The sequence below is a fragment of the Modicisalibacter radicis genome, assembly GCF_900961225.1.
Taxonomy (GTDB): domain Bacteria; phylum Pseudomonadota; class Gammaproteobacteria; order Pseudomonadales; family Halomonadaceae; genus Modicisalibacter.
In genome coordinates this window covers 1-26,375 of record NZ_CAAHFN010000075.1, presented here as the reverse complement: position 1 = coordinate 26,375, position 26,375 = coordinate 1, and the positions used below count along the sequence as shown (strand labels likewise).

The following is a 26,375-nucleotide window of genomic DNA, read 5'->3' as shown; positions in this document are numbered from 1 at the left end:
ACTCGACCGCCTTCACCTTGAACTCAGTGCTGTAACGTTGTGTCTTCTTCCCCGTGATGATTGCGGGCATCGGTTTTCTCCTCCGTGGGAGTTATCGATGCGTGTCCACTAAACCGGGGGAGGTCCAAGTCCGACAACATGTGCTTGTTATGTGTTGAGTTCATACTCTTTTACGTGAAAAGACTCTACTAGAGCAAAAGAACCATTATCTGGGCCTGAGTTTCTGAACGCATCTAGCTCCTCACGTGAACTCCATTTTTCAAATATATTTACTCTATTCTCATCGATGGGGTCTGGGGATACCGAAAAATCATCACAAGCTTCTAGTTTTCTTGCTTGTGAGATTGCCTCACGTGATTTATCAATGAACTCGTTGCGTGCGCCTGACTTCAGTATTAACTTGCCTGCAACAATTATCGACATGTAATTATTCTCCGACACACATAACAGGTATTAGGTTGCACGCTCGTTTATTCACTTGAACGCGCATGCGCGTTCAAGAATATTATTTAGCATAATTTTTTGCCTAACACATTGATTTTAAAGCCACTAACCATAATTCGGCAATCTATGCAGAATTCGCGTGCTTGCACATTTTGCCAATGCCAATAACACTGTATAAACATACAGAGACAAGAGGTAGCCCGTGTGGACTCGCCCAACCGCCCCCCAAAGCTCATGGATCGCGTGAAAGCCACCATGCGGTTGAAGCGCTACAGCCCGCGAACCGAGAAGACTTATTGCTACTGGATACGCTATTTCATTCGTTTCCATGGCGTGCGCCATCCGGCCAATATGGGGGCTACTGAGGTTCAGGCATTTCTCGAGCATCTTGCGGTGGAACGATATGTGGCGGCGGCCACACAGAACCAGGCATTGAATGCTCTCGTCTTCCTTTATCGCCATGTACTCGAGCAGCCCTTGGGGGATATAGGGGAGTTTTCGCACGCCAAACGCCCGCGCAGGCTGCCAATAGTGTTATCGCATGATGAGGTAATGCGCGTGCTGAATCGGCTTTCAGACCCGATGCACTTGATGGCGACCTTGATGTATGGCTCGGGACTACGGGTTCTCGAAACCTGCCGGCTGAGAGTACGAGATATCGACTTCGATCGACAGATCATCACGGTGAGGGCCGGCAAGGGTGACAAGGACAGAACCACGCTACTGCCTGCAGCCTGTATCCCTGCCTTGCGGCAACAGGCTGCCCTCGCTGAACAGCAACTCGCACATCGCCTGAGCCAGGGCAGAGTTCCCGTGACGCTGCCCCATGCACTGGACCGCAAGTATCCCAATGCGGGGATCTCGCTGGCGTGGCAATGGCTATTCCCCGCCAGCCGTCCCTGCTTCGATGACGCGGGCAAGGCAGTTCTTCATCATATCCATCCATCCGCCGTACAGAGAGCCGTCAAACGGGCCATGAAAGCGGCATCGTTACCTCGCCCCGGTTCCTGCCACACGCTTCGCCATAGCTTCGCTACACAGTTACTGGGTCAGGGTACGGACATCCGCACCGTTCAAGAGTTGCTGGGCCACAAGAGCGTGGAAACCACCCAGATCTATACACATGTACTGGGCAAAGGCTTTGCCGGTGTACGTAGCCCGCTGGGTTGATGTTTGGAGGGGCATACAGCCACGCTACCGCCCCTACCTGTGCATGCTGCGATGGTCGGTTGCCATCCATGCGGTAGTCCCTGCGTACCCCTTATACGAGTCATCTTAAGTTGACCTTTACCTTACGGTAACCAGCTGTTAAGCGGATAACAACGCCAACCAAAGCATTAGGCGGCGCCAAGCCACATTTCTTGATCTGAACCTGCGGCACGAAAACCTCGAAGGCTGGATATCCAACCTTCGGGATTGATTCAATAATAGGAAGCTTAACCCTCAGCGTTGCAGGTCTAAGCGGTCGATCATCCACGCCTCGCCACCGTTGGCGGCGTATTCCTCGGCGATACGCACAGTTGCGAGTTGGAGCCGTAGATGAGGTCGACGCGGCTGGCGGTCCACTCCTGCTCCCCCGTTGCTCGGTCCTTGCCCGGGAAGCCTCCTCGCTATCGTCGGCCGGCTCTGAAGGTGCGTTCGGGCAACTGCGCTGAGCGGCGTTGAGGATGTGCGCCTGCTCGCCGAGCAGGCGCTTGGCGATGGCCACGGCGCCGACCGGGGCCTAAAACCTGGGGTTGATGCTCAACGACAGCATGGCCGATAACTGACACAACGACCTTCCTGAACTCTGCTGCAACTCGTTGAAAGCGCCCTGTACGACTTGCATATCGCGCTGGCTGGTGGGGGGTTGATCAACAATGCCTGCGGCCATCAGGCGCGCGACCACGTCGCTGGTCAACAGGAAAGTATCCTTTCCGGCCAGGCGTAAAAAGGCGGCGGCCGAGCGCCCGCCCAGTCGAGCACCGCGTCTGGCCAGCAAGCGCCACAGACCGATGATGTCAGTGCCCGGCCAGTTGGCAATGAACTCGCCGAAACTGCTGCCCTGCTCCTGGCGAATATCCAGTATGAATTGGGCGTTCCTGGGAATGGTCTGCAGTTTGGTGCGGTGGCGGATGATTCGGTCGTCCTTCATGTAGCCTTCGATCTGCTCTGGGCTGAGCAACACCATCTTCTCGGGTACAAAACCCCAGAACGCTTCTTCGAAGGCCGGCCACTTGGCATCGACCACCGAGTGTTGCATACCGGCCCGAAAGACCCGCTGGCTCATGGCGGAAAGGTAACGATCGTCTCCCTTCTGCTTCAACTCGTCGGCAGCAAGCGCTTTGGGCAGGAAGGCCTCCATGGCTTCGTCGGATGCAAAACGCCTTCGTGCAGTGTCGTAAAGCCAGCGGTAGTCAAGTGTCATGTTGTCTCAATGGCAGTAATGGAATCAGCATCCTTTAAGCGCGCCCTGCTCCATCGACACGGGCGACGTCCAGTTTCGGTAGCGCTGATGAGAGCAGGCAGAGCCATCATCCAGGCACTACGCGGGACTCTGTTCCTGCCCTGCGTCACCCAGCATGCTTTCCAGTTCGATTTCATTGACGCCGAGCATCCGCAGGATGTTGCGTTGGGCGGCTTCGAGAATGTGCTGGCGTTCCTGCTCGCCAGGTAGGCTCTTGGCGATGGCGACGGCACCAACCAGCGAGGCGAGAATGACGCGGGATTTGTCGGCGATGACGTCGCGGTCGGGTTCGAAAGGCAGTTTCTTGAGACGGCCGAGGGCGATGAGGCGGGTTTCCAGCATCTTCTTCATGCGCAGGTAGGAAGCCTCGAACAGCGTGCGGATCTCGGCGTTCTCGTTGCCGATCTCGTTGAACAGCACCGTCTCCGGCCCCGGCTTGTGCTTGCGTTCCAGCTCCTGGAGGTTCCAGCAGTTGGAGACCAGCTCCGTGAGGTGCTTCATCGAAAGCGGCCCCTTGACCAACCTGGCCGCGCGGCTGTTTTCCAGGGTTTCCCGCACCGAGGCGTGGTAGAGCGCTTCCTTGGAAGCGAAGTGGGCATAGAAGGCGCCGTGGGTCATCTTGGCCAGTTTCATGATCTGGCCGATGGAGACCTTCTCGAAGCCTTGGCGGCTGAACAGTTCGACGGCCGATTTGAGAATGCGCTCCCGCGATTTGGCCTTGCGATTCGTCGAGTCGGACATGGCGACCTCACGTTGCTGCTCAGAATAGGTGCTGAATACACGCTGAATATTATCTTGATCATATCAAGCTCAGTGCTAGCGTGGCACGAACCCAAGATGTTCAGGACACTATCATGTCATCACCGCTCGTCATCACCGGCATGGGCATGGTCAGCCCCCTCGGTTGCGGCGTCAACGCAAACTGGGAGCGCCTGCTGGCCGGCCGTTCCGGCATCTCTCCGATCACCCGCTTCGACACCGGCGACCTGCCGATCAAGGTCGCCGGCTCGGTGCCCGGCATCGCCGACGACCCGGAAGCCGGTCTCGACCCGGATCGCGTGGTCGATGCCAAGGAGCGTCGCAAGATGGAGCTGTTCAGCCTCTACGCGATGGCCGCCGCTGAAGAGGCGCTGACCCAGGCCGGCTGGTTCCCGTCGAGCGATGCTGACCGACTGGCCACCGCGACCATCGTGGGCTCCGGCATCGGCGGCTTCCCCACCATCACCCAGGCGCAGAATACCCTGTCGACCCGCGGCCACCGCCGGCTCTCGCCCTTCACCGTGCCGGCCTTCCTGGCCAACCTGGCGGCGGGCAATGTGTCGATTCGTCATGGCTTGCGCGGGCCGTTGGGCTGCCCGGTCACGGCCTGCGCGGCGGGCGTGCAGGCGATTGGCGATGGCATGCGCATGATCCGCAGCGGTGAGGCCGAGGTGGCCCTGGTGGGCGGCGCCGAGGCCTGCATCGACCCGCTCTCGCTGGCCAGCTTCCATGCCATGAAGGCGCTCTCCACCGAGCAGGACGACCCCACCAGGGCATCGCGTCCCTTCGATCAGGCCCGCAACGGCTTCGTCATGGGCGAAGGCGCGGGGCTCTTGGTGATCGAAACCCTGGACCACGCCGAGGCACGCGGGGCAACGCCGCTGGCCGTGCTCAGCGGTTATGGCACCAGCGCGGATGCCCACCACATCACCGCCGGACCGGAGGATGGCGCCGGTGCCGCGGCCGCCATTCGGTTCGCGCTGCGGATGGCGGGGCTCGCACCCGACGCCATCGATCATATCAACGCCCACGCCACCTCGACGCCGGTCGGCGACCGGGCCGAGATCGCTGCCCTGCGCAATGCGTTTGGCGCCGCCCTCGCTAGCATCCCGATCTCCGCCACCAAGTCGGCCACCGGCCATCTGCTCGGTGCGGCCGGTGGCGTGGAGAGCATCTTCTCCGCCCTGGCGGCGATCCACGACCGCCTGCCCCCGACCCTGAATATGGAAAACGCCGACGAGGATCTGAGCGACCTGGACTTCGTCTCGGGCGCGGCGCGCGAGCATCGCAGCCGGCATGTGCTGTGCAACGGTTTCGGCTTCGGCGGGGTGAATGCGGCGCTGATCGTCAGCAAGGTGTAGCGGCCCACACTGACAATCAACGAACACAATAAATGGCAAACCCTGAGTCAGGTGATTGGCTCGGGGTTTGCGTGGCATGAGTTACAGAGCCTGGCGGGTGTCTCGATTAGCCTGGCGATTCCCTATGAATCAGGCGTTATCTTCGCGCCGCGTTTCTGTTTCAGCCATTGGTACATCCTCCGGATCAACGTTGGCAGGCACCTCATCGTCGCGATCCACAGCCTGGGTAGCCACTTCGCTATCCATCCCGTCAAACGCCGAGCGCAATACCTCGTTCTCGCTATCCATATCGATGTTGCCCTGGAAGGCTGCCCCATCCTCCAATGCCAGGCAGGGCGTGATGATCGTGCCGACGATATGCGCCGAGCGATGCACGGTGACCTTTTCCGAGACGATCAGGCGCCCTTCGACGCTACCGGCGACATGCAGCGTCTGCGCATAGATATCGCCCTTCACGCGGCCGGTGTTGCCAATGCTGACCCGGTTGCGCTTGAACTCCACCGTGCCCGTTACCTGGCCATCGATGATCAGCTCCTCGTCCCCGATGACGCTACCCTCGATGCGGGTCCGGGCGCCGATGATGGCGGGTCGCTTGCCGCTGCCATGCGACTCGTCCGCGCCGGGAGAGCGCTGTGGCTGCGCAGGAGACGACACCGTATGGTCGGGGACACTGGTGGGCTTGTGCTTGCTGAACATGGCAAGGCTCCGGGTAACCTGAGGGAAGAACGCACACCGGCGAATATTACCGGGCCAGGATCGGATCAAAGGAACGATTAACCAGCGAAAATGCCGGGTAGTCGCCCTCTATCCGCGTCTGGCGCCCCGCTTATACTGGCCATGGGCATCCCACATCGATCGAGAGGTTACCATGGGAGGCGGGGACGTATTGTTCACCTTGGGCGTGGTGGCGCTCATCGTCATCTTGCTGGACGGCAGGCGGCGCATCGGCAAGCGTGCCCCGGCACCCCGGCCGAGGGCCGCGCATACTGCCGAGACTCGAGCGGTCACACCCCGGGAGCCCAGCGAATCACCCGCTCGGACGGGCGACCGGGCCCCTGTGCCCTTGCCGGCGGCCCCCGTCGCAGCGATCACCCACGAGCTTTCCGCGCGCCCGGAAAGCAGGATCGGCCCATCGCTGCGTATCGAAGGGAAAGTGCATTCCCGGGAAGCGCTGGTCATTCACGGTGCCGTCGAGGGCAGCGTAACGGCCGACAAGCATAGCGTAACCGTCAGCGCTTCGGGACGCGTCTCGCAATGCATCGAGGCGCGCGTCATCAGCGTCGCGGGGAGCGTCACGGGAAGCCTGGTCGCCGGGGATCAGGCGCTGCTGCTGTCCAGCGCGCGGGTCGAGGGCCGCATCGACGCCAAACGGCTCAAGTGCGAAGCCGGTGCCTGGCTGAAGGCTGCCTGCAGCGTGACTTCACGCCAGGCATGAACGCAGTCCGTTGTAGCGGCCTTCGTCACCCAGAACAGGCTTCGGTTTTTCTAGATAGCGCCAGTAACACTAGCTCCTTTGACCCATGCCGACAGGGTCGACAGCTCGATATTGCCAACAGCGTTGCCGCCGTACCGATTCCAGCACGGCTTCACCTCGGGCAGGCGCGTCGGTACCTTCGCGGGTCATCGTTATTTTATACTTTCAAACTTCTGCTCCAATGCTTTTAGCCTTTTTATGGCTACGCCAGAAAATACAAAGCCTGTTATTCCCAACGACATGCCGATGGCCCCAAAACACATTCCAATAATCGCGAAGGTTTCCATATCGTCTCGTCAAATGACTATAACGCCGCCGGTACGCGGCACTGTCGTGGTGGAAAAGCCTCCGAGCCATGCCTGATCCTCTTGGGCTCTCCGAAAACCGCTAATTGATTATACTGCGGAACCAGTACCGAGGCCCACCACATCACTGCCGGACCGGGAGACGACGCCGGTTGGCGACGACAGCGCCTGCCCCGACTCTGAGCCTGGAAAACGCCGACGAGGATCCGAGCGACCTGGATTTCGTCTCGGGCGCGGCGAGCGAGCATCGCAGCCGGCATGGGCCGTACGCCGGTTTCGGCTTCGGCGAGGTGAATGCGGCGCTGATTGTCAGCAAGAGCAGGAGCACACCCAGATATTCTGCTGCTTGCCGGGGGCACAACCGGGCCGCTACTGCCCGCGCCTGGCACACGGACAGCATCGGCTCACGTCCGGACTCGGACTAACGCACCTGACGCTCGGCCATCACGCGCCGATAGAGGCCGGCACAGACCGCGACAAACACCGCCAGCCCCAACCACGGTGAAATGCCGGCAAAGCCATCTCCCACCAGCGCCAGCGGTGCATCACTACCGGTAAAGCCAATGATGCCGGCCATCAACACGCCCATCAGGCTCTCGCCGACGATCATGCCCGAGGCGATCAGGACACCGCGGCGACGCGGCTGCTCCACGCTGGTCTTGGGGTCAGTACCACGCGCCGCCGCGCGCGCCTGCAGACGGCGCTGAATCACCCAGCCCAGAATGGCACCGATGATCAACGGCATGTTGACGCTGGCCGGCAGATAAATGCCCAGGCCCACCGCCAGCACCGGCAAGCGGGCGACACTACCACGGTGCTTGAGCAGCTCGTCGATGCCGATCATCACCGCCCCCAGCACCAGGCCGATAATGATCATCGACCACTGCAGGTCATGGGCAAAGATCCCCTTGACGATGGCGGTCATCAGCGAGGCCTGCGGCGCTCCCAGCGCCTGGCTGGCGTCCATGTCGGCACGCGGTAGCGCTCCCACGAAGCCATAGGCGTTATAGAGCAGCGTCAGCACCGGCGGGATCACCAGCGCCCCCACCAGACAGCCGATGATCAGCGCCACCTGCTGACGCCACGGCGTCGCACCGACCAGATAGCCGGTCTTGAGGTCTTGCAGGTTGTCATTGGAAATCGCCGCTACGGCCACGATCACCGAGGTCGAGAACAGTGCCAGCGCCGTTGGCAGCATGCTTGCGACATCATCGCCGAGCATGGTCAGCCCGTCGCTGAGCTGATTGAAGCCGAGAATCATCAGCGAGACCAGGATCACCGCAACGATACCAATCCCCGAAATCGGACTGCTGGATGAGCCCACCAATCCGGCCATATAGCCGCAGGCAGCAGCGATAATGAAGCCAAACAGCCCGGCAAACAGCACGCTACCCAGCGCGAGCGTCCAGAAAGTGCCGCTGGACATGTCCGGCGCCGCTGCATGCAGGAAGTAAGCAAATACCGCCAACAGCGCGACCAGCAGAATACCCGCCAAACCCAGCAGAATCGACGCCGGCAGATCGCGGTCGGTGCGCGGCACCCGGGTCATGCTGCCCTGGCCCTTGCGCAGCGCGCCAAAGGACGCCTGCACGCCTTCGATCATCGGCCTGAGCAGCGTCAACAGGGTCCAGATGGCCCCGACCCCGATCACCCCGGCGCCGATGAAACGCACGTCTTCGGACCAGTGCTGCATCGCGACATCCGTCAGCGACGGCCCGACCGAGGCGGGATCCATCATGGTCAACCAGGGCACCGCAATCCCCCAGGTAATCAGCGTACCGATCAATATCGCCACCCCAGCAACGATGCCGATCATATAGCCAGCCCCGACCAGCGCCAGCGAGAAGCCGGTCGAGAACTGGAATGCGGTGCGCCCTGCCGTCAGCCAGAGCGTGATGCTGTCCGCCAGCACGCGAAAGCCGCTGCTGGCCAACGAGAACGCCGCCGCCACCAGCGCCCCCAGCGCAATATCGCGTGCGCCGGGCTCGTTGGCATCATGTGCGCGCCTGTCGTCATCGCGACCACGATCACCGACCTCGAGAATCTCGGCAGCGGCGATGCCTTCCGGATAGGGAAGGTCGCTCTGCACGACCATCGCCCGACGCAACGGGATGGTATACAGCACCCCGAGAATCCCACCGATGGCGCAAATCGCCGAGGTTTGCCAGAAGGGGAAGCCCTGCCAGTAACCCACCATCAACAGGCCAGGGAGGATAAAGATGATGGCCGACAGGGTCCCGGCCGCCGAGGCCTGGGTCTGCACCATGTTGTTTTCGAGTTTATTGGCGCCGGCCAGACGGCTCAGCAGCGCCATGGAGATCACCGCCGCGGGGATCGACGAGGCAAAGGTTAGGCCCACCTTCAGCCCCAGATAGACATTGGAGGCGGTAAACACCACCGTGATCAACGCACCGAGTACGACCCCGCGCAGGGTCAGCTCCGGTAGCGTCATCTCATCGGGAATTCGCTGTGACATGACAAGCTCTCGCTCAACATAATGCCCCCGGCCAGGACGGCACGGGGGCACTATTACCTGAAGTTTCCGCTGGGCGAGCCATTCACTCACCCAATCATTAGCAGGCTTGTGATGATAGCATGAAGACCGCGAACGCCGAAGTGGGCATTCAGGTGAAAATCCCCTTGTTCCCCGCCGTCCGGCCAAGGAGGAGACCACCTTGCGGCTGGGCGTATCCCCCTGGAACCGTGATTGACCCACTATCGATGTACGATTTCACGACGGCAGTGGCGTCGCAGGGAGCGTCACACGGCGACCGGTCGCCACGGATCAGGCGCTATTGCTGGCCAGCGCGCGGGTCGAGGGCAGCATCGAGGCAAAACGTCTCAAGTGCGCAGCCAGTGCTCGGCTCGAGCGTGTCGCCGATGTGACTTCACATCAGGCATGCAGGCTGATAATAAGATCATGCCAGGGAAACGACACTTTTTACGGCGTAGGGTAAACACACGATGCCGACGTTGATCGATTTCAGCAACAAGCAAGAAGCTGCACGCTGGCGGCCCATCAACGACGCTGTGATGGGCGGGGCTTCCAATAGCATCATGCACGCGGAGTCCACCACGGGCGTGTTTTCAGGCGAGCTTTCGCTGACCAATGGCGGCGGCTTTGCCTCTGTACGTCGCGACCCCGAGACTTGGCATCTATCGGATCATGCAGGGCTGTGTATTAGGGCGCGAGGCGACGGACGCCGCTACCAGCTGCGCCTGTATACCAGCCAACTACTGGAAGGCGGCGCCTATCGCGGCGTGTTCCAGCCGCAGGTCGGCGAATGGCAATGTATCGCGCTCCCCTGGAGTGACTTCGAGCCGGTATTTCGTGGCCGTATACTCGAGGAGGCCCCGCCCCTCGATCCGGGCGAACTCCAGCAGATAGGTGTGCTTATCGCCGACCGCAAGGAGGGCCCATTCCATCTGGAAATCTCATCGTTGAGCACACTTGGCACGGTGATAGGTACCTGAGACAACGGCAGCGCAGTGCCGCGTCTGGCTATGTATTACTGCCAAAATACTTTGCCTTCTGGTATAGCCTTCCCAAAAGGCCAGTGCCCAGGATCATGAAGAGACTCATGGCAATCACCAGCAGAGATCCATAGTCGATATCACCCGAGAAGGAATATCGGCTTGTCACGCTACCTATGTGCTGTACGAACAAGAAAGTACCGATCAGGAACGTGCCAGCACGTACTAGACCGGTGTCTTTGACATCGACACCCGCTTCCTCACCACCGTGAATCTTGTTGGCTATAGCACTCGCGGAAAACCAGAGCACTACACCGCCGACCATAGGCACTACTATCGTAGCAACGGCTAAAGCAAGCCATTCGCCAGCTACAATCTCATGATACTGTGGGCTGAACAGAACCGGTAACATCGAAAGCAATGTTCTAAGACCGAGATAAAGGCCCACTATTTTTATCAAGAGAATTGAAAAAGGCTTCATATCCTGTCCGTTTAGAGCACGTCGCCATCGGGCGCGGTGAAAGAGGGTTGGCTGCATGGCTTTGTTGCCCTGCGAAACCATCGTTCATCCAATCGGCAGTGGCTTTAGTGAGCACCAACCGGCCTGCCCACGGCAAGGCACGACGCTCGGCTGCCATGGTGGGCCAGGTAGGTGAACTCCTCCAGTTCGAGACCGGCGGCGTGAAGCTGGGCCTTGAAAGCATCCTCGTAGGTCACGCGGCCGAAGTCGATACTCGTTATCCGTTTGAGCACGGGCTTGAGACGCTCCATCCAGCGGGCGGGCCGCTTCTGGATGGTTTGCGTGAAGAATATTCGCCCGCCCGGTCGCAAGAGCCGGCAGCAGTGCCGTAGCGCCCGGTCAGACTCGGGCAGCAGCATGAAGCTCGCCGAGAAATAGATGGCATCGTACGGCCCGCCGCCGTGCTCGTGGATCGACTCGAGACGCACCTCGGCATACTCGGCCAGGGAGGAAGCCTCGAGCCTTCGCCGGGCGCGCTGCAGGTAATCGGCGTCGATATCGATGCCGGTAATCCGCAGGCGCTTTCGCTTCGCCAGCTCGGCATTGGCCAGCAGCGCGCCCGCCGTGCCGATGCCGACATCCAGCACGACGGCACCGTCGGGGACGCGCTCCAGCACTTCCGCATACCAGCGGGAAGTGAGCCTGAGCATGAGGGTGTCGTAGATGAAGCTGCGCATTACCGCCTCACTCTCCCGTTCGATGATGCCGGCATTGAAGCGCAGGAACGTCCCGAGCCGAGCCAGGGAGCGGGAGCCCCGGACACTCCCTTGAAAAATTCAGCCGCCCGGCTATTCCCCGGCCAATCGCTGCCGATAAACAGCAGAGGCATACCCTGAATCCAACTCGATCGAGGATTTGTACCCATGAGCCAAGAGACTCCCACCGTAGTAGCCGACATCATGACCCGCGACATCGTGACGCTGCGTCTAGAGCAGACGCTCAACGACGGTAACGAGACCATGCGGGAGCACAAGATACGGCATCTGCCGGTGCTGGACGAACAGGGCCATCTGGCGGGGCTGCTCAACCAGAAGGTCGTGCTGCGGGAAGCGCTGCGAATCACCGATAGCTACGGCGCGCAGCGCTTGAATCACCACCTGGGGCGGATACCGCTCGCCGAGGTCATTGCCAGGGACGTGCTCACGCTGGCAGCCGACACACCGCTCGCCGACGCCGGCCGGCAACTGCTGGCACAGCGTCAGGGTGCCATGCCGGTCCTGGACAGCGAAGGTCGCCTCGCGGGGATTCTCTCCTCCGTGGATTTCGTGCGTCTGGCCGTCACATTGCTCGATACCGACCGGAATTGACCCCTGCCGCTGACTCCTTACGATTCCGAAGCCGCCCACACTGGACGGCTTCCGGCGACCAGTTGAGGAAAGCGCCAGGAACCTCGCTGACTCTCATGTAGAGCGGGCGGCCCGCGCCGCGTGCAACTTCCTGTAGCTCTCGATCAGGCGCTGGTGCCGGTCGACCCCCTCCAGCTTCATGCTGGTGGGCGTCAGGCCATGGAAGCGCACCTCGCCGGTCACCGAGCCGACCGCGGCCTCGATGGTCGCGCCGCCGAACATGCGCCTGAAATTGTAAAGGTAGTCGTCCAGTTCCAGCTCGTCGTCCAGCGTGACTTCCAGCACCGCGAGAACCGCCTGATAGAACAGCCCCCGCGCGACGGTATTGTCGTTGAACTGCAGGAACATCTCGACGTGATCCAGCGCGTCTTCGTGATTCCCGAGCGCCAGGTGGATCAAGAGCTTCAGTTCCTGGATGGTCAACTCGGACCAGACGGTGTTGTCGTCGAACTCGATGCCGATCAGTGTGACGATCTTCATCTGTTCGTCGAGCTCGCTCTCCTCCAGACGCTGTAGCAGGTCGGCCAGCTGCGCATCGTCCAGGTCGTGAATGGTGAGGATCTCCTCCCGGAACAGTAGCGCCATGTTAGTGTTGTCCCAGACCAGATCCTCAACGGGATACACCTCGGAATAGCCGGGCACCAGAATGCGGCACACCGGGGCACCCAGATCCTCGTGCACGGCCACGTAGGCTTCCAGGTCTTCCTCTTCGAGGATGCCGAACAGCCGGGCCGCCTCCTCGTCGGTGGACCCCGAGAAGTCCCACTCGCGGAATTCGACATCGGCGCGGGCGCTGAAGAAGCGCCAGGAGATCACTCCCGAGGAGTCGATGAAGTGCTCGACGAAGTTGTTCGGCTCGGAGACCGCCTGGGAGTTGAAGGTGGGCGCCGGCAGGTCGCTCATGCCCTCGAAACTGCGCCCCTGCAGCAGCTCGGTGAGGCTGCGCTCGATCGCCACCTGCAGGCTCGCGTGCGCGCCGAACGAGGCGAAGACACCGCCGGTCTTCGGGTTCATCAGCGTCACGCAGGCCACCGGGAACCGGCCGCCTAGCGAGGCGTCCTTGACCAGCACCGGGAAGCCCTGGGCCTCCAGCGCCTCGATGCCCTCGACGATATCGGGATATTTCGCCAGCACATCCCGGGGCACGTCGGGCAGCACGATCTCCTGCTCGATGATCTGCTTCTTCACCGCCCGCTCGAAGATTTCCGACAGGCACTGCACCTGCGCCTCGGCCACCGTGTTGCCGGCGCTCATGCCGTTGCTCAGATACAGGTTCTCGATCAGGTTCGAGGGAAACCAGACCGTCTCGCCGTCCGACCGGCGCACGAAGGGCAGCGAAACGATGCCGCGATCCGTGCGTCCGGAGTTGGTGTCGTACAGGTGCGAGCCGCGCAGCTCGCCGTCGGGATCGAAGATCGCCCGGCAGTGGTCGTCCAGGATCCCCGCCGGCAGCGCGTCATTGGGCCCCGGCTGGAACCATTGCTCGTTCGGGTAGTGAACGAACGCGCTCGCGGCGATCTCCTCGCCGAAGAACTGGTCGTTGTAGAAGAAGTTGCAACTCAGGCGCTCGATGAACTCGCCCAGCGCCGAGCACAGCGCGGCTTCCTTGGTGGCGCCCTTGCCGTTGGTGAAGCACATCGGCGAGGCGGCGTCGCGAATGTGCAGCGACCACACGTGCGGCACGATGTTGCGCCACGAGGCGATCTCGATCTTCATGCCGAGATTCTGGAGGATGGCCGTCATGTTGGCGATGGTCTGCTCCAGCGGCAGGTCCTTGCCCTCGATCCAGGTCTCGCTGCTCTCGACGGTGCCGCCCATCAACAGCGCCTGGGCATCCTCGTCGATGTTCTCGACCGTCTCGATCTGGAACTCCGGGTTGTTCTGGATCACCCGCTTCACCGAACAGCGCTCGATGGAACGCAGGATGCCGGTGCGATCCTTCTCGGAAAGATCCTCCGGCAGTTCCACCTGAATCTTGAAGATCTGGTTGTAGCGGTTTTCCGGGTCGACGATGTTGTTCTGCGACAGCCTTATGTTCTCGGTCGGGATATCCCGCGCGTTGCAGTAGACCCGCACGAAGTAGGCCGCGCAGAGCACGGTGGAGGCCAGGAAGTAATCGAACGGCCCCGGCGCGGAGCCATCGCCCTTGTAGCGGATCGGCTGATCGGTGATGACGGTAAAGTCATCGAACAGCGCTTCCTGACGCAGATTGTCGAGATAGTTGACCTTGATTTCCATGAAGAAGAGCCGGGTTGGTGACTGTCGGCGCGCTTTAGGCGGGTAGCCGGCCATTATCCCGATTTTGCCGCCTTGCGTCTTGGGTGGCGGGCAAATCGCTCGCCCCTGCCCCACGCCGGCCGGCGATGCCCGACTGGGCCTAGATGCCGTATTCGCGCTCTACCCTGGCGATACGCACCCGGAAGTCGCTGTACCACTGCCGGTGCCCCAGCCGCTGCGCCTCCAGGTGCTCGGCGTGGCGCTTCCAGTTTCGGATGGCTTCGATACTTTCCCAGTACGACACGGTGATGCCCAGCTCCTCCCGGGCGGACTCGATGCCGAGGTAGCCCGGCTGCGTCGCGGCCAGCTCCGCCATGCGTTCGGCCATGGCGGCATAGCCATGATCGCCGTCGGTTCGATGGCTGGCGAAGATGACGGCGTAGTACGGTGGTTCAGGCGTGTTGGCGATGCTCGTCATGGAAATCCTTTAGCTACCAGCGCGGAATGACGTCGCGGGGCGAAGCCGGTGCAGGATGTTTTGATGCGAACGCCGGAACCCTCCGAGAGCCATTCCGCAATACGCTCGGCTCCTTTCTGGCTTGCGGGGCAACCGACCCGCAACCGATCATTGATTCTCCTCCGGAATCAGGGCCAAGAGATCGGTGACGCCGACATCCTCGCCCGCCTGAGACAGTAAAGTCGACACTTGCCCACGATGGTGGGTCTGGTGATTGAAGAAGTGGAGGACCAGGCTCGAAAACCGCCTGCAATAAGGCACACCCCTGGTGTTGCGGTACTCGAACAGGACGTTCAGATCGTCGCCGGAAAGCTTCCCGACCCAATCGACAATCTGGATATCCAGCCAGGCCCTGCGCTCGGACAGGGCCGTAAAATCCTCGAACAGCAGCTGATCCAGGCTGACCGGGTCTGGAAGTTTGACTACCTCGCGCAGCGAGGCAAAGCCGGACGGATGCGTGGCGAATCGCTTGAGCCAGATAGTGTCGGCAACAAGAAGGTGATTCAGCGTACCGAGGATGGAGCCGAAAAAGGCCCCGCGGTCCCTGGCCAGCTCTGTCACGCCAAGGCGACCCGCAGCCGCGTAGATCTTCGAATTCATCCACCGATTGTAGACGGCCAGTAGTTCAAAGTGTTCTTTCGGGCTCATCGGAGTCACCCTTCGTGGATAACGCTTGTGCAATCGACCCCGTTCGCGGCACACCAGCTTTTCCATCCCTGGCTATCTCATGACCGCGGGGTCGTGTTTCACGGCGAAAATTCGCTGACGTGCTGGCTGGCCGCGCCGCCAGGCCATTGGTTCGCGACAAGCCCTCTTGAGCAAGACACCGGGGTTGCCCATAGAATGATAATACCGTTCATCGAGGCAAGGAGATTCCACGCATGTCCCTGACACCTTCCAGCATGATCGACCTGGGCTCCCCCCTGCCGGCCTTCCGTCTTCCCGACCCCGAGGGCAACGAAGTGTCGAGCGAGGAGTTCGCCGGCAGACCGCTGGTAGTGGCGTTCATCTGCAACCACTGCCCCTTCGTCCAGCACATCGCCGATGGCTTCGCCACCTTCGCGCGCGTCTATCAGGAGAAGGGGCTGGCAGTAGTGGCGATCAACAGCAACGACTTTCACAGCCACCCGGGCGACAGCCCCGCCAGGATGCTCCGGGAAGCGCGCCAGCGCGGCTATACCTTTCCCTATCTGGTGGACGAAAGCCAGGAGGTGGCCCGCGCCTTCGAGGCGGCCTGCACGCCGGATTTCTTCCTGTTCGATCGCGAGCACCGGCTTGCCTACCGCGGCCAGTTCGACGACAGCCGCCCGAGCAAGGACACGCCGGTGACCGGCGAGGATCTTCGCGCGGCCGCCGATGCGGTATTGGCGGGCCAGGCGCCGGATGCACGGCAGAAGCCGTCGATGGGCTGCAATATCAAGTGGAAGTGATTCCGCGACGGGACAGTGGATGCAAGCCGTATCGAAGCCGACTAGGAGCCGATCGCGCTGATGAACGTCAGCCGATTGCCGAAAGGATCCGCAATCGTCATGTCGCGACTCCCCCACGGCGTTTCTTCGATAGACGGCCGGGCGTAGGCGTATCGGGCTGCAACGAGTTGCTGGTGAAAGACTTCCAGTTCATCCGTTTCGATACGCAGCGCGGCGCCGGGACTGGCATCCCCGTGGTGCTCCGAAAGATGCAGAACGCAGCCTCCTTTGGAGATCTGCATATAGAGCGGCAAGTCCGCCTCGAAGCGGTGTTCCCAATCGGTCTCGAAGCCAAGGAAGCCGATGTAGAACTCCCTCGCCTTGGCTTCATCGAAGATGCGCAGAATGGGCGTGGTCTTGCCGAAGCTCATGAACGACTCCGCTCTAGAAGTGGTTACCACACTCACCGGCAATGGCTTGCCGGATGCCTGTACGCTGTTTCCGAGAAGAGGCGAGAGCGTGGCGTGGAGCTAGGGGGAAGCAAAACGCTCCGGCAGCATCGATGAAGGCAGGCCTCCCCATCATCCCAGGCAAGGCAGTGTCCGGGTAGCTGTTGCGCTCGATCAGCACTCGAGGCTTTCCCAACCGTAACCGGCCGTAACCTCGAGGGCAACTCGGCCAAAGGCATGCGGTGATTTTCCCCGCCGCTGCGGCACGCCCCACTCCACCTGCACCTCAATTTTATTCAATACCGCGCCCCTGTCGGCATTGCACTCTGTTCGCCATTGTCCGCCAGGAGGATGACCATGAGCCTTGCCTTGATTCTGCCGATGTCGGTGTTTGCCCTCGCGGCTTCGATTTCACCGGGGCCGGTTAACCTGGTGTGCCTGAGCAGCGGCACGCGCTATCCCCTCGCCCAGGGTCTGGTGTTCGTGACCGGGGCGACGCTGGGCTTTGTGGTGCTGTTCGTCGCCGTGGGACTGGGGCTCTATTCAGTGCTGGCGGTCGCGCCGGGGGTGGAGGAGGCACTTCGCTGGTCCGGGATAGCGTTTCTGCTCTACCTGAGCTGGCGTCTGTTTCGCGACGACGGGCGTCTGCCTCAGGATGAGGCCCGACGGGCGCCGGGATTCCTGACGGGGGCGTTGATGCAGTGGCTCAACCCCAAGGCGTGGTTGGCATCGGCCTCGGGCATCGGTGCCTATACCAGTGGCAGCGATCCGGATCAGGTGCTGTTGTTTGCCGCGCTCTATCTGCCTATCTGCTGGCTGTCGCTGGGCAGTTGGGTCTACGCCGGAGCCTTCCTGCGCCGCTACGTGCGCCGGCCTGCGGTGCTGGTGGCGGTCAACCGCACCCTGGCGCTGCTGCTCGCCGGTAGCTGCATCTATCTACTGCTCGCGTGAGGACTGCCGGTACTGGCTCGGCGTGGCGGCCACCAGACGCTTGAAGGTGCGCTGGAAGTGCGGCTGATCGGAGAAACCGGCGCTCAGGGCTGCTTCGGCAATGGGCTTGCCCCCCTTCAGCTCACGCTGGCCCAGTTGAATGCGGCGATTGATCAGGTAGGCGTGGGGCGTGAGACCAAAATGCTGCTTGAAGGCACGAATCAGGTGGCCTGGGCTGTAGCCGGAGCGTTGGCACAGGTCGTCCAGCGAGATCTCTTTTGCCGCCTGTGAATCCAGGTAGGCGGCCAGCTCCTGCAATATGGCCGGTATCGGGGTCGGCGGCTGGACGGGCTGGCCGGCAAGCTCGTGCATCAGTGCGGCGAGATACTCGACGACCGCCGTCTGCTTGTCCAGCAGGTTTCGGCTCGCGTTCAGCAGGCAGGCCGCCATGCGGCAATAGCCTTCGAACCAGTGCCGCTCGCGGATCACCGCGGTGGCGATGTCCTGCCAGCGCGGCGTGGCCAACAGCCCCGCGTCGAAGCGCAGGCGGGTCAGCCAGGCGGTATCGACGTACAGCATCAGGTAGGACCAGGGGCGCGTGTCGGCAGGGTTGCAGGCGTGCACCCAGTCGGGATTCATCATCACCAGGGTACCGGCCTGAATGGAGTAGCGGTCATCGCGGTACTGGAAGAGGCTCTCCCCCGCCGTTATGGCTCCCAGCGACCATTGCGTGTGACTATGCGGCGCGTAGCCGACCCGACGCCCGTCCTCGACCCGGCGAAGCTCCACGTGAGGCATGCGCGCATCGCGCCAGAACAGGGGGGTGGCATCCGACATGGCGTGGCTTCCGAGTGAACCGGGTCCCAAGATACCGCTCGCCGAGTGGCACCGCTACCCGGCACCGCCTTTGCATGACAGTGCCCCCTCTGCTGACCAGAAGGAGCGATGCCTGTTCAATACGCTCTCTCGTGCACAGGAGGTGACGGAGGGCGACTTACGTGGAAAAAGGCGAGGCCATTCCCGTCGGCGAGGGCCGCTACGCGATCTTCGAGCGCCACGACAGCACCCGCCTCGCCTACCGGCTGTCCAGCCCGGGCAAGCCCGGCTCACCACGGCCCGGCCACAAACGCGCCGGGCCTCTCGCAGGCTGCTAGTATCGAGGCTTTGCCGCTGAAGAGTCCTGCCCATGACAGCGCCCACGCAAGCCGCACTCGAACAACGCACCCTGATGCTGTCCATCGCCACCACCCTGGCGGTGTCGGCGATGGGGGTCACGTTCGGGCTGCTGGCCGGTTCCCGCTCGATCCTCTTCGACGGCGTGTTCTCGACCCTCGACGCGGCGATGTCGGGGCTGGCCCTGGTTGTCGCTCGGCTGGCGGTGCGCGAGGCCAGCCAGCGCTTCCAGCACGGTTTCTGGCACCTGGAGCCGATGGTGGCGGGGTTGAACGGCGGCATCCTGCTGTTGCTGTGTTTCTACGCCTTCCTCAACGCCGTGCAGGGGCTGATGGAGGGCGGGCAGGAACTCGCCTTCGGCCTGGCCATCGTGTATGCCGTGGTGGTCGCATCGGCGTGCTTCACGATGCACGCCTACGAGAGGCGGATCAATCGCCGCGTGGATTCCGAGTTCCTGCGCATCGACATGCAGGGCTGGCTGATGGCCGGCCTGATCAGCGCGGCGCTGGTCATGGCCTTCGCCATCGCCCTGCTGCTGGAGCGCACCGCCTACGCCTCTCTCACCCCCTACGTGGACTCCCTGCTGCTGGCCCTGCTGACGCTGTGCTTCATGCCGGTGCCGATCGGCATCGTGCGCCGCGCCATTCGCGAAATCTTCCTGATCGCCCCCAGCGGGCTGGACAGCGAGGTGCATGCCGCCATGGCGCCGGTGATGGCGCGCGAAGGGCTGCTCGACTACTACAGTCACGTGGCCAAGAGCGGGCGCGGCCATTTCATCGAGATCCACATCCTCACCACGCCCGACTACGGCGCGCAGCAGGGCATCGCGGTGCTCGACGAGATTCGCGAGCAGATCACCGCTGGACTTTCCATACCGCCCGAACGACGCTGGTTCACGGTGTCGTTCACCGCCGACCCCAAGTGGACGTGAGCCTCGCCCGGGGATGCAACGTCGCGGTCGCCATGCCGTCACAACCGGGTCCTATACTCAGGGCTTCCGCTCTTCGAAAAGCCAGCGAGCCCAGCCATGATCGATAACAAGAGTCTCTCCGCCGCTCTCTCCCCTGCCCTTTTCATGGGTTTCTGCCTGTTGCTCTCGGCGATCGCTTTCTCGCCCGCCTGGGCGGCAAGCAGCGAACAGGCGATCACCGCCGCCGCCAAGCATGTCACCCTCGGCCCCCGTCCGCTCTATCTGGTCCAGGACATGGACGAGGACACCCAGCGCTCCCGCGAACTCAAGGCCGAGTTGCTGAACTGCGCCGCCCAGCGCAACGACTGGCAGCGCTCGCCGTTTTCGATCGCCCATCGCGGGGCCCCGCTGCAGTTTCCCGAGCACACCCGGGAGGCGTACATCGCCGGCGCCCAGATGGGCGCGGGCATCATGGAATGCGATGTCACCTTCACGGCGGACAAGCAGCTGGTCTGCCGTCATTCGCAGTGCGATTTGCACGCCACCACCAACATTCTCGAGACCGACCTGGCGCAGAAATGCCGCGTGCCGCCCGAGTTCGATCCGCAAAGCGGCGAGCTGGTCAACGCCGGCGCCATTCAATGCTGCACCAGCGACATCAGCCTCGCCGAGTTCAAGACGCTCGAAGGCAAGATGGAGGGCGCCGATAGCGAGGCGCGCAGTATCCAGGCTTACATGGATGCCACTCCCGGCTGGCGAACCGATCTCTACGCCCAGCGCGGCACGCTGATGACCCATGCCGAAAGCATCGAACTGTTCAAGGCGCTGGGCGTGAAGATGACTCCGGAGCTCAAGGCGCCGAGCGTGTCCATGCCGTTCGAGGGCATGTCGCGGGCCGCTTACGCCCAGAGGCTGATCGACGACTACAAGGCGGCGAACGTCGCCCCGGGCGATGTCTATCCGCAATCCTTCGAGCTGGAGGACGTGCGTTACTGGATCGAGCACGAACCCGAGTTCGCCAAGCAGGCCGTCTATCTCGACGACCGCTACGCCGAGGAGGGCTTCGACTACGCCACGCCCGAGACCTGGAAGCCCGGCATGCAGGCACTCGCCGATCAGGGCGTGAACATCCTCGCCCCGCCGCTGTGGATGCTGCTGGCTTCAAACCCCGGGGCCGGCGAGTCCGGCAACCGCATCGTGCCCTCGGTCTATGCCGAACGTGCCCGGCAGGCCGGGCTGGATATCATCGCCTGGAGCTTCGAGCGCTCGGGCCCGTTGAACGAGGACGGCGAGTGGTATCACCGCACCACCGACGCGGTGATCGACAGCGACGGCGACAAGCTGCTCACCCTCGACGTGCTGGCCCGTGATGTCGGTGTGATCGGGCTGTTCTCCGACTGGCCGGCGACGGTCACCTTCTACGCCAACTGCATGAGACCGGATATCTGAGCGGTAGATCGGCGTCGTTTCGCCTGTATTGCCGGTGCCGAAGCGCTTGTTGAAGCGACCGGCGAGCTGCCGATAGGCGCTCGCCGACCGCAATCAGTGCGTTGCGGACGCGCCTTCACAGCGCTCGGTCAGCCAGTCTTCGAAAGACGCGACACTCAGCGGCCTGGCCAGCCAGTAGCCTTGCGCTTCGTCGCAACCCAGCGCCTGCAGCATCCGGTAACTTTGCTGACTCTCCACGCCTTCGGCGACCACATGATAGTCGAGATCACGCGCCATGGAGATCATCGCCTTGATCAAGGTCTGGCTGCGCGGCTCATGGTCGATCTGGGCGACGAACGAACGGTCTATCTTCACCACGTCGGCCGGCACTTTCTGCAGATAGGCCAGGCTGCTGTAGCCTGTGCCGAAGTCGTCGATGGCGATCCGTATGCCGGCTTCGACCAGCGCGTCCAGTGCATCGCCGACGCTCCGGGTATTGCCGATCAGCGCGCTCTCCGTCAGTTCGAGCTCGATGACCGAGACTGGCAAGCCATGCTCGGCCAGATACCCCAGCAGCCGTGCGCTGAAGTCGCTTTCCTCGAGATTCGCTGCAGAGATATTGATCGACACGCGCAATGCCAGGCCTCGCCGGTGCCAGTCGGCCGCCTGGACGATGGCGTGCCGCAACACCCAGTCGGTCAGCGGCCGGGCCATGGGCGTGTTTTCGATCAGCGGGATGAATTCCACGGGAGAGACCGCCCCCAGGGTTGGATGCTGCCAGCGGAGGAGCGCCTCTGCGCCCACGCAATCGTCCGAGGCCAGCGACACGCGTGGCTGGTAGACCAGCTGTAGCTGGCCGACGTCCTCCAGCGCATGGCGGAAGCCGTTGATCAGCGCGAAGCGGCGTCGATGCCGCTCGTCCAGAGCCGAGGAGTAGAGGCTGACGCCGGTCTCGCCATCTCGGGCGGCCTGGCAGGCGCTGTGAGCGGTTCGCAGCACATCGGTGGGTGCGACGTCTCCCAGCCGGAAAGGCGACACCCCCACCACGGGATGCAGCATGAACGGCGCGGCATCGCCGAGCGGCATGCTTGCCAGTACCTGCCTGAGGTGCCGAGCCAGGGTCAGCGCCTCGCACTCGTCCTGGCATTGTCCGGCGCTTTCCAGGATGTGCAAGTACTGACACGCGCCCACCTGGTAAAGGGCCTTGCCGGCACCCAGGTGCAGTTGAAGTCGCATGGCGGCCTCGCGCGCCACTTCGTCGAAGCAGGCCGGCCCGAGGACGCGCTGCAACGAATGCATCTCGACGCTATCGATCAGGTCGATGTACAGCGCGAAACAACCCGCCCCGGCATTATCGCGCGCCCGATCATCCAGATCCTCGATGAATTTGCTGCCATTGGGCAGGCCGGTGAGCGGGTCGAGCCTGCCGAAAGCGTGCTGCAGCTCGATCTGGGCCATGACCATCGCCGCCAGATCCTGCAGTATGCTTACCTCGTGCTCGGAGACAGTACGCGGTTCGCTGCCCAGTACGCACATCGCCCCCAGGGTGTAGCCATCGTCGGTTCTCAGCGGCGCCCCGGCATAAAAGCGAATCCCCGATTGCGCCAGAGGGCTGTCGCGATAGTGCGGCGACTCGAGCAGGTCCGGAAGTATCAACACCTCGGAAGAATCGGTCACCTCACCGCAGCACGCCTTGAAACGCGGTATCTCCCAATGGTCGACCCCTACCCGCGACTTGAACCATTGCCGATCCTCGTCGGTCAGCGAGACGGCGGCTATGGGCAGATTGAAGAGCTCGCTGGCGATACGCGTGATGCGATCGAAACTCTCGCTGGGCGGAGTATCGAGCAGATTCAGTTGCCGCAGGGTCAACAACCGTCTGCGTTCGTGCTCCTCGAGCGCCTTTATGTCGGGGTCATTCACCATCGTAGAGCTTCCTTTATGCGCCTTCTGGAGCGTTCACGCCTGGACCAGGAGGCTTTAGGAAGCTATCGGCAAGGCGACGCGATTCTTCAGCGATCCGCCACGCCGCGCTGCCTGGCGATGGTCTCGAACGCCTGCCGGTCGCGATCGCCGAAGAAGCACAGCGTCGCCTGCAATCCATGCTTGTCGAGCGCCTCGCCCAGGGTATCGATGACGATATGCGCGGCTTCATCGAAGGGGTAACCGTAGACGCCGGTCGAGATCGCCGGGAAGGCGATGCTTCGGCAGTCATGCTCGGCGGCCAACGCCACGGCGTTGCGGTAGCAGTTGGCCAGCAGGTGCGACTTGTCCTTGGTCCTGGCGTAGACCGGGCCGACCGTGTGGATCACATAGCGTGCCGGCAGTTCGAAGCCGTCGGTCAGGGCGACCTCGCCATCGGGCAGCCCGTCGGGCCACTGCGTCTCGCGCAGGCTCTGGCAGGCCTGCTTGAGCTCGGGGCCAGCCGCGCGATGAATGGCGCCATCGACGCCGCCGCCGCCCAGCAGCGAATGATTGGCGGCATTGACGATGGCATCGACCCGCAGCCTGGTGATGTCGCCGGTGATCGCCTCGACGCGGCGATCGAGTAGAGTAAATGGCATGGCCTCCCCCGTGTCTGGTCACTATTCGACAAGCCTAGCAGCCGTACCGGAGAGTCACGCGGAGTCGCCCGTCGTCGGCTAGCGCCCACCGGTCACGTCGATGAAGCCGCCGGCGGTATACGAGGCCTCCTCGGAGAGCAGCCAGAGAATCGCCCGGGCGACCTCGTCGGCCTGGCCGCCACGTCGCATGGGCACCGTGTCCTGAAGGCGTTCGACCCGCCCGGGCTCGCCGCCGCTGGCGTGAATGTCGGTATGAATGATGCCGGGGCGCACCGCATTGACGCGAATGCCCTCCCCGGCGACCTCCTTGGCCAGTCCCGTCGTGAAGGTATCGATCGCCCCCTTGGTGGCTGCATAGTCGACATACTCGCCGGGCGCACCCAGCCGCGCCGCCACCGAAGACAGGTTGACGATGGCGCCCCCCTTGCCGCCGTGGGCGGTCGACATGCGACGGATCGCCTCGCGGGCGCACAGGAAGCTGCCGGTGACGTTGGCGGCCAGGATGCGCGATAGTCGTTCGGTGGTCATGTCGGCAACGCGGCACTGAGGCTCGAGAATGCCGGCATTGTTGACCAGCGCCGTCAGCGTGCCGAGTTCACGATCCACGGTCTCGAACAGCCGCACCACATCGGTTTCATCGGCGACATCGGCGGCCACGGCGATCGCTTCGCCGCCCGCGGCACGGATGTCGGCGACCACCGCCTCCGCGGCCTGCCGATTGCCCCGGTAGTTGAGACACACCCGATAGCCGCCAGCCGCGCCCAGGCGCGCAGTCGCCGCGCCGATTCCGCGGCTACCGCCAGTCACCAGTAATACGCCTTGCATCGCTCGAGCCTCCCTGGGTTGATGTACGCTTTTCACAAAATCGGATGCCAGCTTACCTTAGCTGAGCGGGTTTCGCCGCCTGCGCGTTACAGCAGGTGCGGCGTCAGCCAGTGCCTGAGTTGCGGGCCCTGCAGGGCCCCGGCCTGGCGTGCCACTTCGCGGCCCTCGCGAAATACGATCAAGGTTGGAATGCTGCGAATGCCGAAACGCCCGGCCAGTGCCTGCTCGGCCTCGGTGTCGAGCTTGGCGAAGCGCATGCGCGGCTCGAGCTCGCCGGCGACCTGGGCGAAGACCGGCGCCATCATCTTGCACGGCCCGCACCAGCCGGCCCAGAAATCCACCACCACCGGCAGCTCGCTGCGATTGACCAGCGCATCGTAGTTGCCCGCCGTCAGATCGACGGGTTCGCCGCTGAACAGCGCCTGCTTGCACTTGCCGCACTTGGCGCCATCGTCCAGCCGCGCCGATTGCACGCGATTCATGGCCGCACAGTGCGGGCAGGCAAGTTTGATGGCATCGGTCATTGCAGTTCTCCGTGCGGGTCCGTCGCTGTCATGGTTCGTTAGCCACGATATTGGGCCGCGTCTGCTTCGATCAAGCGCGGGGCGACGAAAACCGCGAACGACGATCCCCCATTGACGTTCCCGGCGTCCCGCTCGATGCTGCTGGAGTTCTGCGCCAGTCGCGCGCCCGCCTTCAAGAGTCGCCCATGCCCGCTGCCCGTCCCGACCCACGCATCCTGCTTCGCCTCTTGGCACTGCTGAGCCCCTATCGCTGGCGCCTGGTCGGGGCCGCCATCGCCCTGCTGGTCGCCTCGGCCAGCGTGCTGATCATGGGTCAGGGGCTGCGCCTGGTGATCGACCGCGGCTTCATGGCCGAGGACGCCGGCCAACTCAACCAGGCGCTGGCCGGTCTGCTCGTGGTGGTGGGGACGCTCGCCGTTGCCTCGGCGGCACGCTACTACCTGATCACCTGGATCGGCGAACGGCTGGCCGCCGACCTGCGCCGCCAGGTCTTCGATCACCTGCTGACGCTGGAGCCCGACTTCTTCGAGAACAGCCGCACTCCGCACGGCGGCGCCGGCGAGATACAGTCGCGGCTCACCGCCGATACCAGCGTGCTGCAGAGCCTGTTCGGCTCATCGCTGTCGGTGGCGTTGCGCAACCTGCTGATGCTGCTCGGGGCCGTCGTGCTGATGCTGGTCACCCAGCCCTGGCTCAGTGCGCTGGTGCTGCTGGGCATCCCCACCACGGTATTGCCGATCCTGTGGTTCGGCCGCCGGGTGCGCCGCCTGTCGCGGCACAGCCAGGACCAGGTCGCCGAACTGGGACGCTACGCCGGCGAGGCCCTGGCGGGCATTCGCACCCTGCAGGCCTTCGGCCACGAGGCGATCGACCGGCGCGATTACGCCCGCACCGCCGAGGCGGCGTTCCACGTGGCGATCGCGCGTACCCGCCAGCGGGCCTGGCTGACCGGGATCGCCATGCTGGTGATCTTCGCGGCGGTGGGCCTGATGCTGTGGCAGGGTGGCCATGCGGTGCTCGACGGCACGATGAGCGCCGGCGAACTGTCGGCGTTCGTGTTCTACGCCGTGCTCGCCGCCGGCGCCGTCGCGGCACTCGCCGAGGTGGCCGGCGACATTCAGCGTGCCGCCGGCGCGGCCGAGCGCCTGCTCGAGCTGCTCGACGCCGAGCCGCATATTCAGGCACCCGCGACGCCCCGAGCCTTGCCCAGGCCGTTACGCGGCGAGATCCGTGCCGAGGGACTGCGTTTCGCCTACCCCTCGCGTCCGACCCATCCCGCGCTGGACGACCTGGACATCAC

The 26,375-nt window shown here is 62.9% G+C and carries 27 protein-coding genes; 10 read left to right on the top strand and 17 right to left on the bottom strand.

The window, feature by feature from the left end; translation table 11 throughout:
• Positions 1 to 147: 147 nt before the first annotated feature.
• Positions 148 to 423, bottom strand: coding sequence for a putative quinol monooxygenase (locus tag HR9077_RS13965; RefSeq protein ID WP_136067614.1), 276 nt, complete (start codon positions 421 to 423; stop codon positions 148 to 150).
• A gap of 255 nt (positions 424 to 678) precedes the next feature.
• Here HR9077_RS13965 and HR9077_RS13960 point away from each other — a divergent pair, with 255 nt between their 5' ends.
• Positions 679 to 1,614, top strand: a complete 936-nt coding sequence (locus HR9077_RS13960) for an integron integrase (protein ID WP_136067613.1) — start codon at positions 679 to 681, stop codon at positions 1,612 to 1,614.
• 553 nt (positions 1,615 to 2,167) lie between these two features.
• Here HR9077_RS13960 and HR9077_RS13955 read toward each other — a convergent pair.
• A complete protein-coding gene (locus HR9077_RS13955; protein ID WP_136067612.1) occupies positions 2,168 to 2,851 on the bottom strand; it encodes a DNA-3-methyladenine glycosylase I in 684 nt (227 codons plus the stop codon).
• 117 nt (positions 2,852 to 2,968) lie between these two features.
• Positions 2,969 to 3,631, bottom strand: coding sequence for a TetR/AcrR family transcriptional regulator (locus HR9077_RS13950; RefSeq protein WP_136067611.1), 663 nt, complete (start codon positions 3,629 to 3,631; stop codon positions 2,969 to 2,971).
• Between the two features lie 113 nt (positions 3,632 to 3,744).
• Between HR9077_RS13950 and fabF the strand changes: the two genes are divergently transcribed.
• A complete protein-coding gene (gene fabF / locus HR9077_RS13945) occupies positions 3,745 to 5,010 on the top strand; it encodes a beta-ketoacyl-ACP synthase II (RefSeq protein ID WP_136067610.1) in 1,266 nt (421 codons plus the stop codon).
• Between the two features lie 129 nt (positions 5,011 to 5,139).
• Here the strand turns inward: fabF and HR9077_RS13940 are convergent, their stop codons facing one another.
• Positions 5,140 to 5,706 (bottom strand): bactofilin family protein, encoded by a 567-nt coding sequence (locus HR9077_RS13940; protein WP_136067609.1) that lies wholly within the window; start codon positions 5,704 to 5,706, stop codon positions 5,140 to 5,142.
• Between the two features lie 172 nt (positions 5,707 to 5,878).
• Between HR9077_RS13940 and HR9077_RS13935 the strand changes: the two genes are divergently transcribed.
• The gene (locus HR9077_RS13935) at positions 5,879 to 6,445 is read left to right on the top strand and encodes a bactofilin family protein (RefSeq protein ID WP_136067608.1); all 567 of its coding nucleotides are present in this window, start codon (positions 5,879 to 5,881) and stop codon (positions 6,443 to 6,445) included.
• A gap of 191 nt (positions 6,446 to 6,636) precedes the next feature.
• On the opposite strand, the gene HR9077_RS22345 is transcribed toward HR9077_RS13935, so the two are convergent.
• A complete protein-coding gene (locus tag HR9077_RS22345) occupies positions 6,637 to 6,771 on the bottom strand; it encodes a hypothetical protein (RefSeq protein ID WP_280178442.1) in 135 nt (44 codons plus the stop codon).
• Between the two features lie 439 nt (positions 6,772 to 7,210).
• Positions 7,211 to 9,265, bottom strand: a complete 2,055-nt coding sequence (locus HR9077_RS13925) for an OPT family oligopeptide transporter (RefSeq protein WP_136067607.1) — start codon at positions 9,263 to 9,265, stop codon at positions 7,211 to 7,213.
• Between the two features lie 488 nt (positions 9,266 to 9,753).
• Here HR9077_RS13925 and HR9077_RS13920 point away from each other — a divergent pair, with 488 nt between their 5' ends.
• Complete coding sequence (locus HR9077_RS13920; RefSeq protein WP_136067606.1) at positions 9,754 to 10,263, top strand: CIA30 family protein; 510 nt, start codon at positions 9,754 to 9,756, stop codon at positions 10,261 to 10,263.
• A gap of 28 nt (positions 10,264 to 10,291) precedes the next feature.
• On the opposite strand, the gene HR9077_RS13915 is transcribed toward HR9077_RS13920, so the two are convergent.
• A complete protein-coding gene (locus HR9077_RS13915) occupies positions 10,292 to 10,825 on the bottom strand; it encodes a hypothetical protein (RefSeq protein WP_136067605.1) in 534 nt (177 codons plus the stop codon).
• Between the two features lie 23 nt (positions 10,826 to 10,848).
• Positions 10,849 to 11,460: a class I SAM-dependent methyltransferase gene (locus HR9077_RS13910; protein ID WP_136067604.1), complete on the bottom strand. Its 612-nt coding sequence runs from the start codon at positions 11,458 to 11,460 to the stop codon at positions 10,849 to 10,851.
• Positions 11,461 to 11,646: 186 nt separating this feature from the next.
• On the opposite strand from HR9077_RS13910, the gene HR9077_RS13905 reads away from it, so the two are divergent.
• Complete coding sequence (locus HR9077_RS13905; protein WP_136067603.1) at positions 11,647 to 12,090, top strand: CBS domain-containing protein; 444 nt, start codon at positions 11,647 to 11,649, stop codon at positions 12,088 to 12,090.
• Between the two features lie 93 nt (positions 12,091 to 12,183).
• Here HR9077_RS13905 and HR9077_RS13900 read toward each other — a convergent pair whose 3' ends face one another.
• The 3 genes from HR9077_RS13900 to HR9077_RS13890 form a co-directional block, all read right to left on the bottom strand.
• Positions 12,184 to 14,367, bottom strand: coding sequence for an OsmC domain/YcaO domain-containing protein (locus HR9077_RS13900; protein WP_136067602.1), 2,184 nt, complete (start codon positions 14,365 to 14,367; stop codon positions 12,184 to 12,186).
• Positions 14,368 to 14,506: 139 nt separating this feature from the next.
• On the bottom strand, positions 14,507 to 14,824 hold the full coding sequence (locus HR9077_RS13895) for an antibiotic biosynthesis monooxygenase family protein (protein ID WP_136067601.1): 318 nt from the start codon (positions 14,822 to 14,824) through the stop codon (positions 14,507 to 14,509).
• Between the two features lie 147 nt (positions 14,825 to 14,971).
• Positions 14,972 to 15,577 (bottom strand): DinB family protein, encoded by a 606-nt coding sequence (locus HR9077_RS13890; RefSeq protein WP_348532931.1) that lies wholly within the window; start codon positions 15,575 to 15,577, stop codon positions 14,972 to 14,974.
• 167 nt (positions 15,578 to 15,744) lie between these two features.
• On the opposite strand from HR9077_RS13890, the gene HR9077_RS13885 reads away from it, so the two are divergent.
• Positions 15,745 to 16,293 (top strand): thioredoxin family protein, encoded by a 549-nt coding sequence (locus tag HR9077_RS13885; RefSeq protein WP_136067599.1) that lies wholly within the window; start codon positions 15,745 to 15,747, stop codon positions 16,291 to 16,293.
• A gap of 41 nt (positions 16,294 to 16,334) precedes the next feature.
• Here the strand turns inward: HR9077_RS13885 and HR9077_RS13880 are convergent, their stop codons facing one another.
• The gene (locus tag HR9077_RS13880) at positions 16,335 to 16,703 is read right to left on the bottom strand and encodes a glyoxalase superfamily protein (RefSeq protein ID WP_136067598.1); all 369 of its coding nucleotides are present in this window, start codon (positions 16,701 to 16,703) and stop codon (positions 16,335 to 16,337) included.
• Between the two features lie 375 nt (positions 16,704 to 17,078).
• On the opposite strand from HR9077_RS13880, the gene HR9077_RS13875 reads away from it, so the two are divergent.
• Positions 17,079 to 17,672, top strand: coding sequence for a LysE family translocator (locus HR9077_RS13875; protein WP_136067597.1), 594 nt, complete (start codon positions 17,079 to 17,081; stop codon positions 17,670 to 17,672).
• On the opposite strand, the gene HR9077_RS13870 is transcribed toward HR9077_RS13875, so the two are convergent.
• Positions 17,658 to 18,488 carry an AraC family transcriptional regulator gene (locus tag HR9077_RS13870; protein WP_136067596.1) on the bottom strand — a complete coding sequence of 277 codons (831 nt, stop codon included), beginning with the start codon at positions 18,486 to 18,488 and terminating at the stop codon, positions 17,658 to 17,660. The two genes, HR9077_RS13875 and HR9077_RS13870, sit on opposite strands and share 15 nt — an antisense overlap.
• A gap of 349 nt (positions 18,489 to 18,837) precedes the next feature.
• Here HR9077_RS13870 and HR9077_RS13865 point away from each other — a divergent pair, with 349 nt between their 5' ends.
• Both HR9077_RS13865 and HR9077_RS13860 read left to right on the top strand, forming a co-directional pair.
• Positions 18,838 to 19,755: a cation diffusion facilitator family transporter gene (locus HR9077_RS13865; protein ID WP_136067595.1), complete on the top strand. Its 918-nt coding sequence runs from the start codon at positions 18,838 to 18,840 to the stop codon at positions 19,753 to 19,755.
• Positions 19,756 to 19,851: 96 nt separating this feature from the next.
• Positions 19,852 to 21,183 (top strand): glycerophosphodiester phosphodiesterase family protein, encoded by a 1,332-nt coding sequence (locus tag HR9077_RS13860; protein ID WP_136067594.1) that lies wholly within the window; start codon positions 19,852 to 19,854, stop codon positions 21,181 to 21,183.
• A 93-nt stretch (positions 21,184 to 21,276) separates the two neighbouring features.
• On the opposite strand, the gene HR9077_RS13855 is transcribed toward HR9077_RS13860, so the two are convergent.
• The 4 genes from HR9077_RS13855 to trxC all read right to left on the bottom strand — a co-directional run bounded on the left by HR9077_RS13855 (position 21,277) and on the right by trxC (position 25,075).
• Positions 21,277 to 23,088, bottom strand: coding sequence for a sensor domain-containing phosphodiesterase (locus HR9077_RS13855; protein WP_136067593.1), 1,812 nt, complete (start codon positions 23,086 to 23,088; stop codon positions 21,277 to 21,279).
• An 86-nt stretch (positions 23,089 to 23,174) separates the two neighbouring features.
• Positions 23,175 to 23,726, bottom strand: coding sequence for an O-acetyl-ADP-ribose deacetylase (locus HR9077_RS13850; RefSeq protein WP_136067592.1), 552 nt, complete (start codon positions 23,724 to 23,726; stop codon positions 23,175 to 23,177).
• Between the two features lie 78 nt (positions 23,727 to 23,804).
• Positions 23,805 to 24,551: an SDR family oxidoreductase gene (locus HR9077_RS13845; protein ID WP_136067591.1), complete on the bottom strand. Its 747-nt coding sequence runs from the start codon at positions 24,549 to 24,551 to the stop codon at positions 23,805 to 23,807.
• An 86-nt stretch (positions 24,552 to 24,637) separates the two neighbouring features.
• Positions 24,638 to 25,075, bottom strand: a complete 438-nt coding sequence (gene trxC, locus HR9077_RS13840) for a thioredoxin TrxC (protein WP_136067590.1) — start codon at positions 25,073 to 25,075, stop codon at positions 24,638 to 24,640.
• A gap of 185 nt (positions 25,076 to 25,260) precedes the next feature.
• Between trxC and HR9077_RS13835 the strand changes: the two genes are divergently transcribed.
• Positions 25,261 to 26,375: ABC transporter transmembrane domain-containing protein (locus HR9077_RS13835; protein WP_244613244.1), on the top strand; the 1,115-nt coding region annotated here is incomplete at its 3' end.

Excerpts from the sequence above, each read along its gene's own strand:
- HR9077_RS13940 (WP_136067609.1), bottom strand. The coding sequence starts at position 5,706 with ATGTTCAGCAAGCACAAGCCCACCAGTGTCCCCGACCATACGGTGTCG.
- HR9077_RS13955 (WP_136067612.1), bottom strand. The coding sequence starts at position 2,851 with ATGACACTTGACTACCGCTGGCTTTACGACACTGCACGAAGGCGTTTT.
- HR9077_RS13870 (WP_136067596.1), bottom strand. The coding sequence starts at position 18,488 with ATGTCGGATGCCACCCCCCTGTTCTGGCGCGATGCGCGCATGCCTCAC.
- HR9077_RS22345 (WP_280178442.1), bottom strand. The coding sequence starts at position 6,771 with ATGGAAACCTTCGCGATTATTGGAATGTGTTTTGGGGCCATCGGCATG.
- HR9077_RS13935 (WP_136067608.1), top strand. The coding sequence starts at position 5,879 with ATGGGAGGCGGGGACGTATTGTTCACCTTGGGCGTGGTGGCGCTCATC.
- HR9077_RS13910 (WP_136067604.1), bottom strand. The coding sequence starts at position 11,460 with ATGCGCAGCTTCATCTACGACACCCTCATGCTCAGGCTCACTTCCCGC.
- HR9077_RS13875 (WP_136067597.1), top strand. The coding sequence starts at position 17,079 with ATGAGCCTTGCCTTGATTCTGCCGATGTCGGTGTTTGCCCTCGCGGCT.
- trxC (WP_136067590.1), bottom strand. The coding sequence starts at position 25,075 with ATGACCGATGCCATCAAACTTGCCTGCCCGCACTGTGCGGCCATGAAT.
- HR9077_RS13965 (WP_136067614.1), bottom strand. The coding sequence starts at position 423 with ATGTCGATAATTGTTGCAGGCAAGTTAATACTGAAGTCAGGCGCACGC.
- HR9077_RS13915 (WP_136067605.1), bottom strand. The coding sequence starts at position 10,825 with ATGGTTTCGCAGGGCAACAAAGCCATGCAGCCAACCCTCTTTCACCGC.
- HR9077_RS13925 (WP_136067607.1), bottom strand. The coding sequence starts at position 9,265 with ATGTCACAGCGAATTCCCGATGAGATGACGCTACCGGAGCTGACCCTG.
- HR9077_RS13880 (WP_136067598.1), bottom strand. The coding sequence starts at position 16,703 with ATGAGCTTCGGCAAGACCACGCCCATTCTGCGCATCTTCGATGAAGCC.
- HR9077_RS13890 (WP_348532931.1), bottom strand. The coding sequence starts at position 15,577 with ATGGAAAAGCTGGTGTGCCGCGAACGGGGTCGATTGCACAAGCGTTAT.
- HR9077_RS13885 (WP_136067599.1), top strand. The coding sequence starts at position 15,745 with ATGTCCCTGACACCTTCCAGCATGATCGACCTGGGCTCCCCCCTGCCG.
- HR9077_RS13900 (WP_136067602.1), bottom strand. The coding sequence starts at position 14,367 with ATGGAAATCAAGGTCAACTATCTCGACAATCTGCGTCAGGAAGCGCTG.
- HR9077_RS13855 (WP_136067593.1), bottom strand. The coding sequence starts at position 23,088 with ATGGTGAATGACCCCGACATAAAGGCGCTCGAGGAGCACGAACGCAGA.
- HR9077_RS13860 (WP_136067594.1), top strand. The coding sequence starts at position 19,852 with ATGATCGATAACAAGAGTCTCTCCGCCGCTCTCTCCCCTGCCCTTTTC.
- fabF (WP_136067610.1), top strand. The coding sequence starts at position 3,745 with ATGTCATCACCGCTCGTCATCACCGGCATGGGCATGGTCAGCCCCCTC.
- HR9077_RS13845 (WP_136067591.1), bottom strand. The coding sequence starts at position 24,551 with ATGCAAGGCGTATTACTGGTGACTGGCGGTAGCCGCGGAATCGGCGCG.
- HR9077_RS13950 (WP_136067611.1), bottom strand. The coding sequence starts at position 3,631 with ATGTCCGACTCGACGAATCGCAAGGCCAAATCGCGGGAGCGCATTCTC.
- HR9077_RS13905 (WP_136067603.1), top strand. The coding sequence starts at position 11,647 with ATGAGCCAAGAGACTCCCACCGTAGTAGCCGACATCATGACCCGCGAC.
- HR9077_RS13895 (WP_136067601.1), bottom strand. The coding sequence starts at position 14,824 with ATGACGAGCATCGCCAACACGCCTGAACCACCGTACTACGCCGTCATC.
- HR9077_RS13865 (WP_136067595.1), top strand. The coding sequence starts at position 18,838 with ATGACAGCGCCCACGCAAGCCGCACTCGAACAACGCACCCTGATGCTG.
- HR9077_RS13850 (WP_136067592.1), bottom strand. The coding sequence starts at position 23,726 with ATGCCATTTACTCTACTCGATCGCCGCGTCGAGGCGATCACCGGCGAC.
- HR9077_RS13960 (WP_136067613.1), top strand. The coding sequence starts at position 679 with ATGGATCGCGTGAAAGCCACCATGCGGTTGAAGCGCTACAGCCCGCGA.
- HR9077_RS13920 (WP_136067606.1), top strand. The coding sequence starts at position 9,754 with ATGCCGACGTTGATCGATTTCAGCAACAAGCAAGAAGCTGCACGCTGG.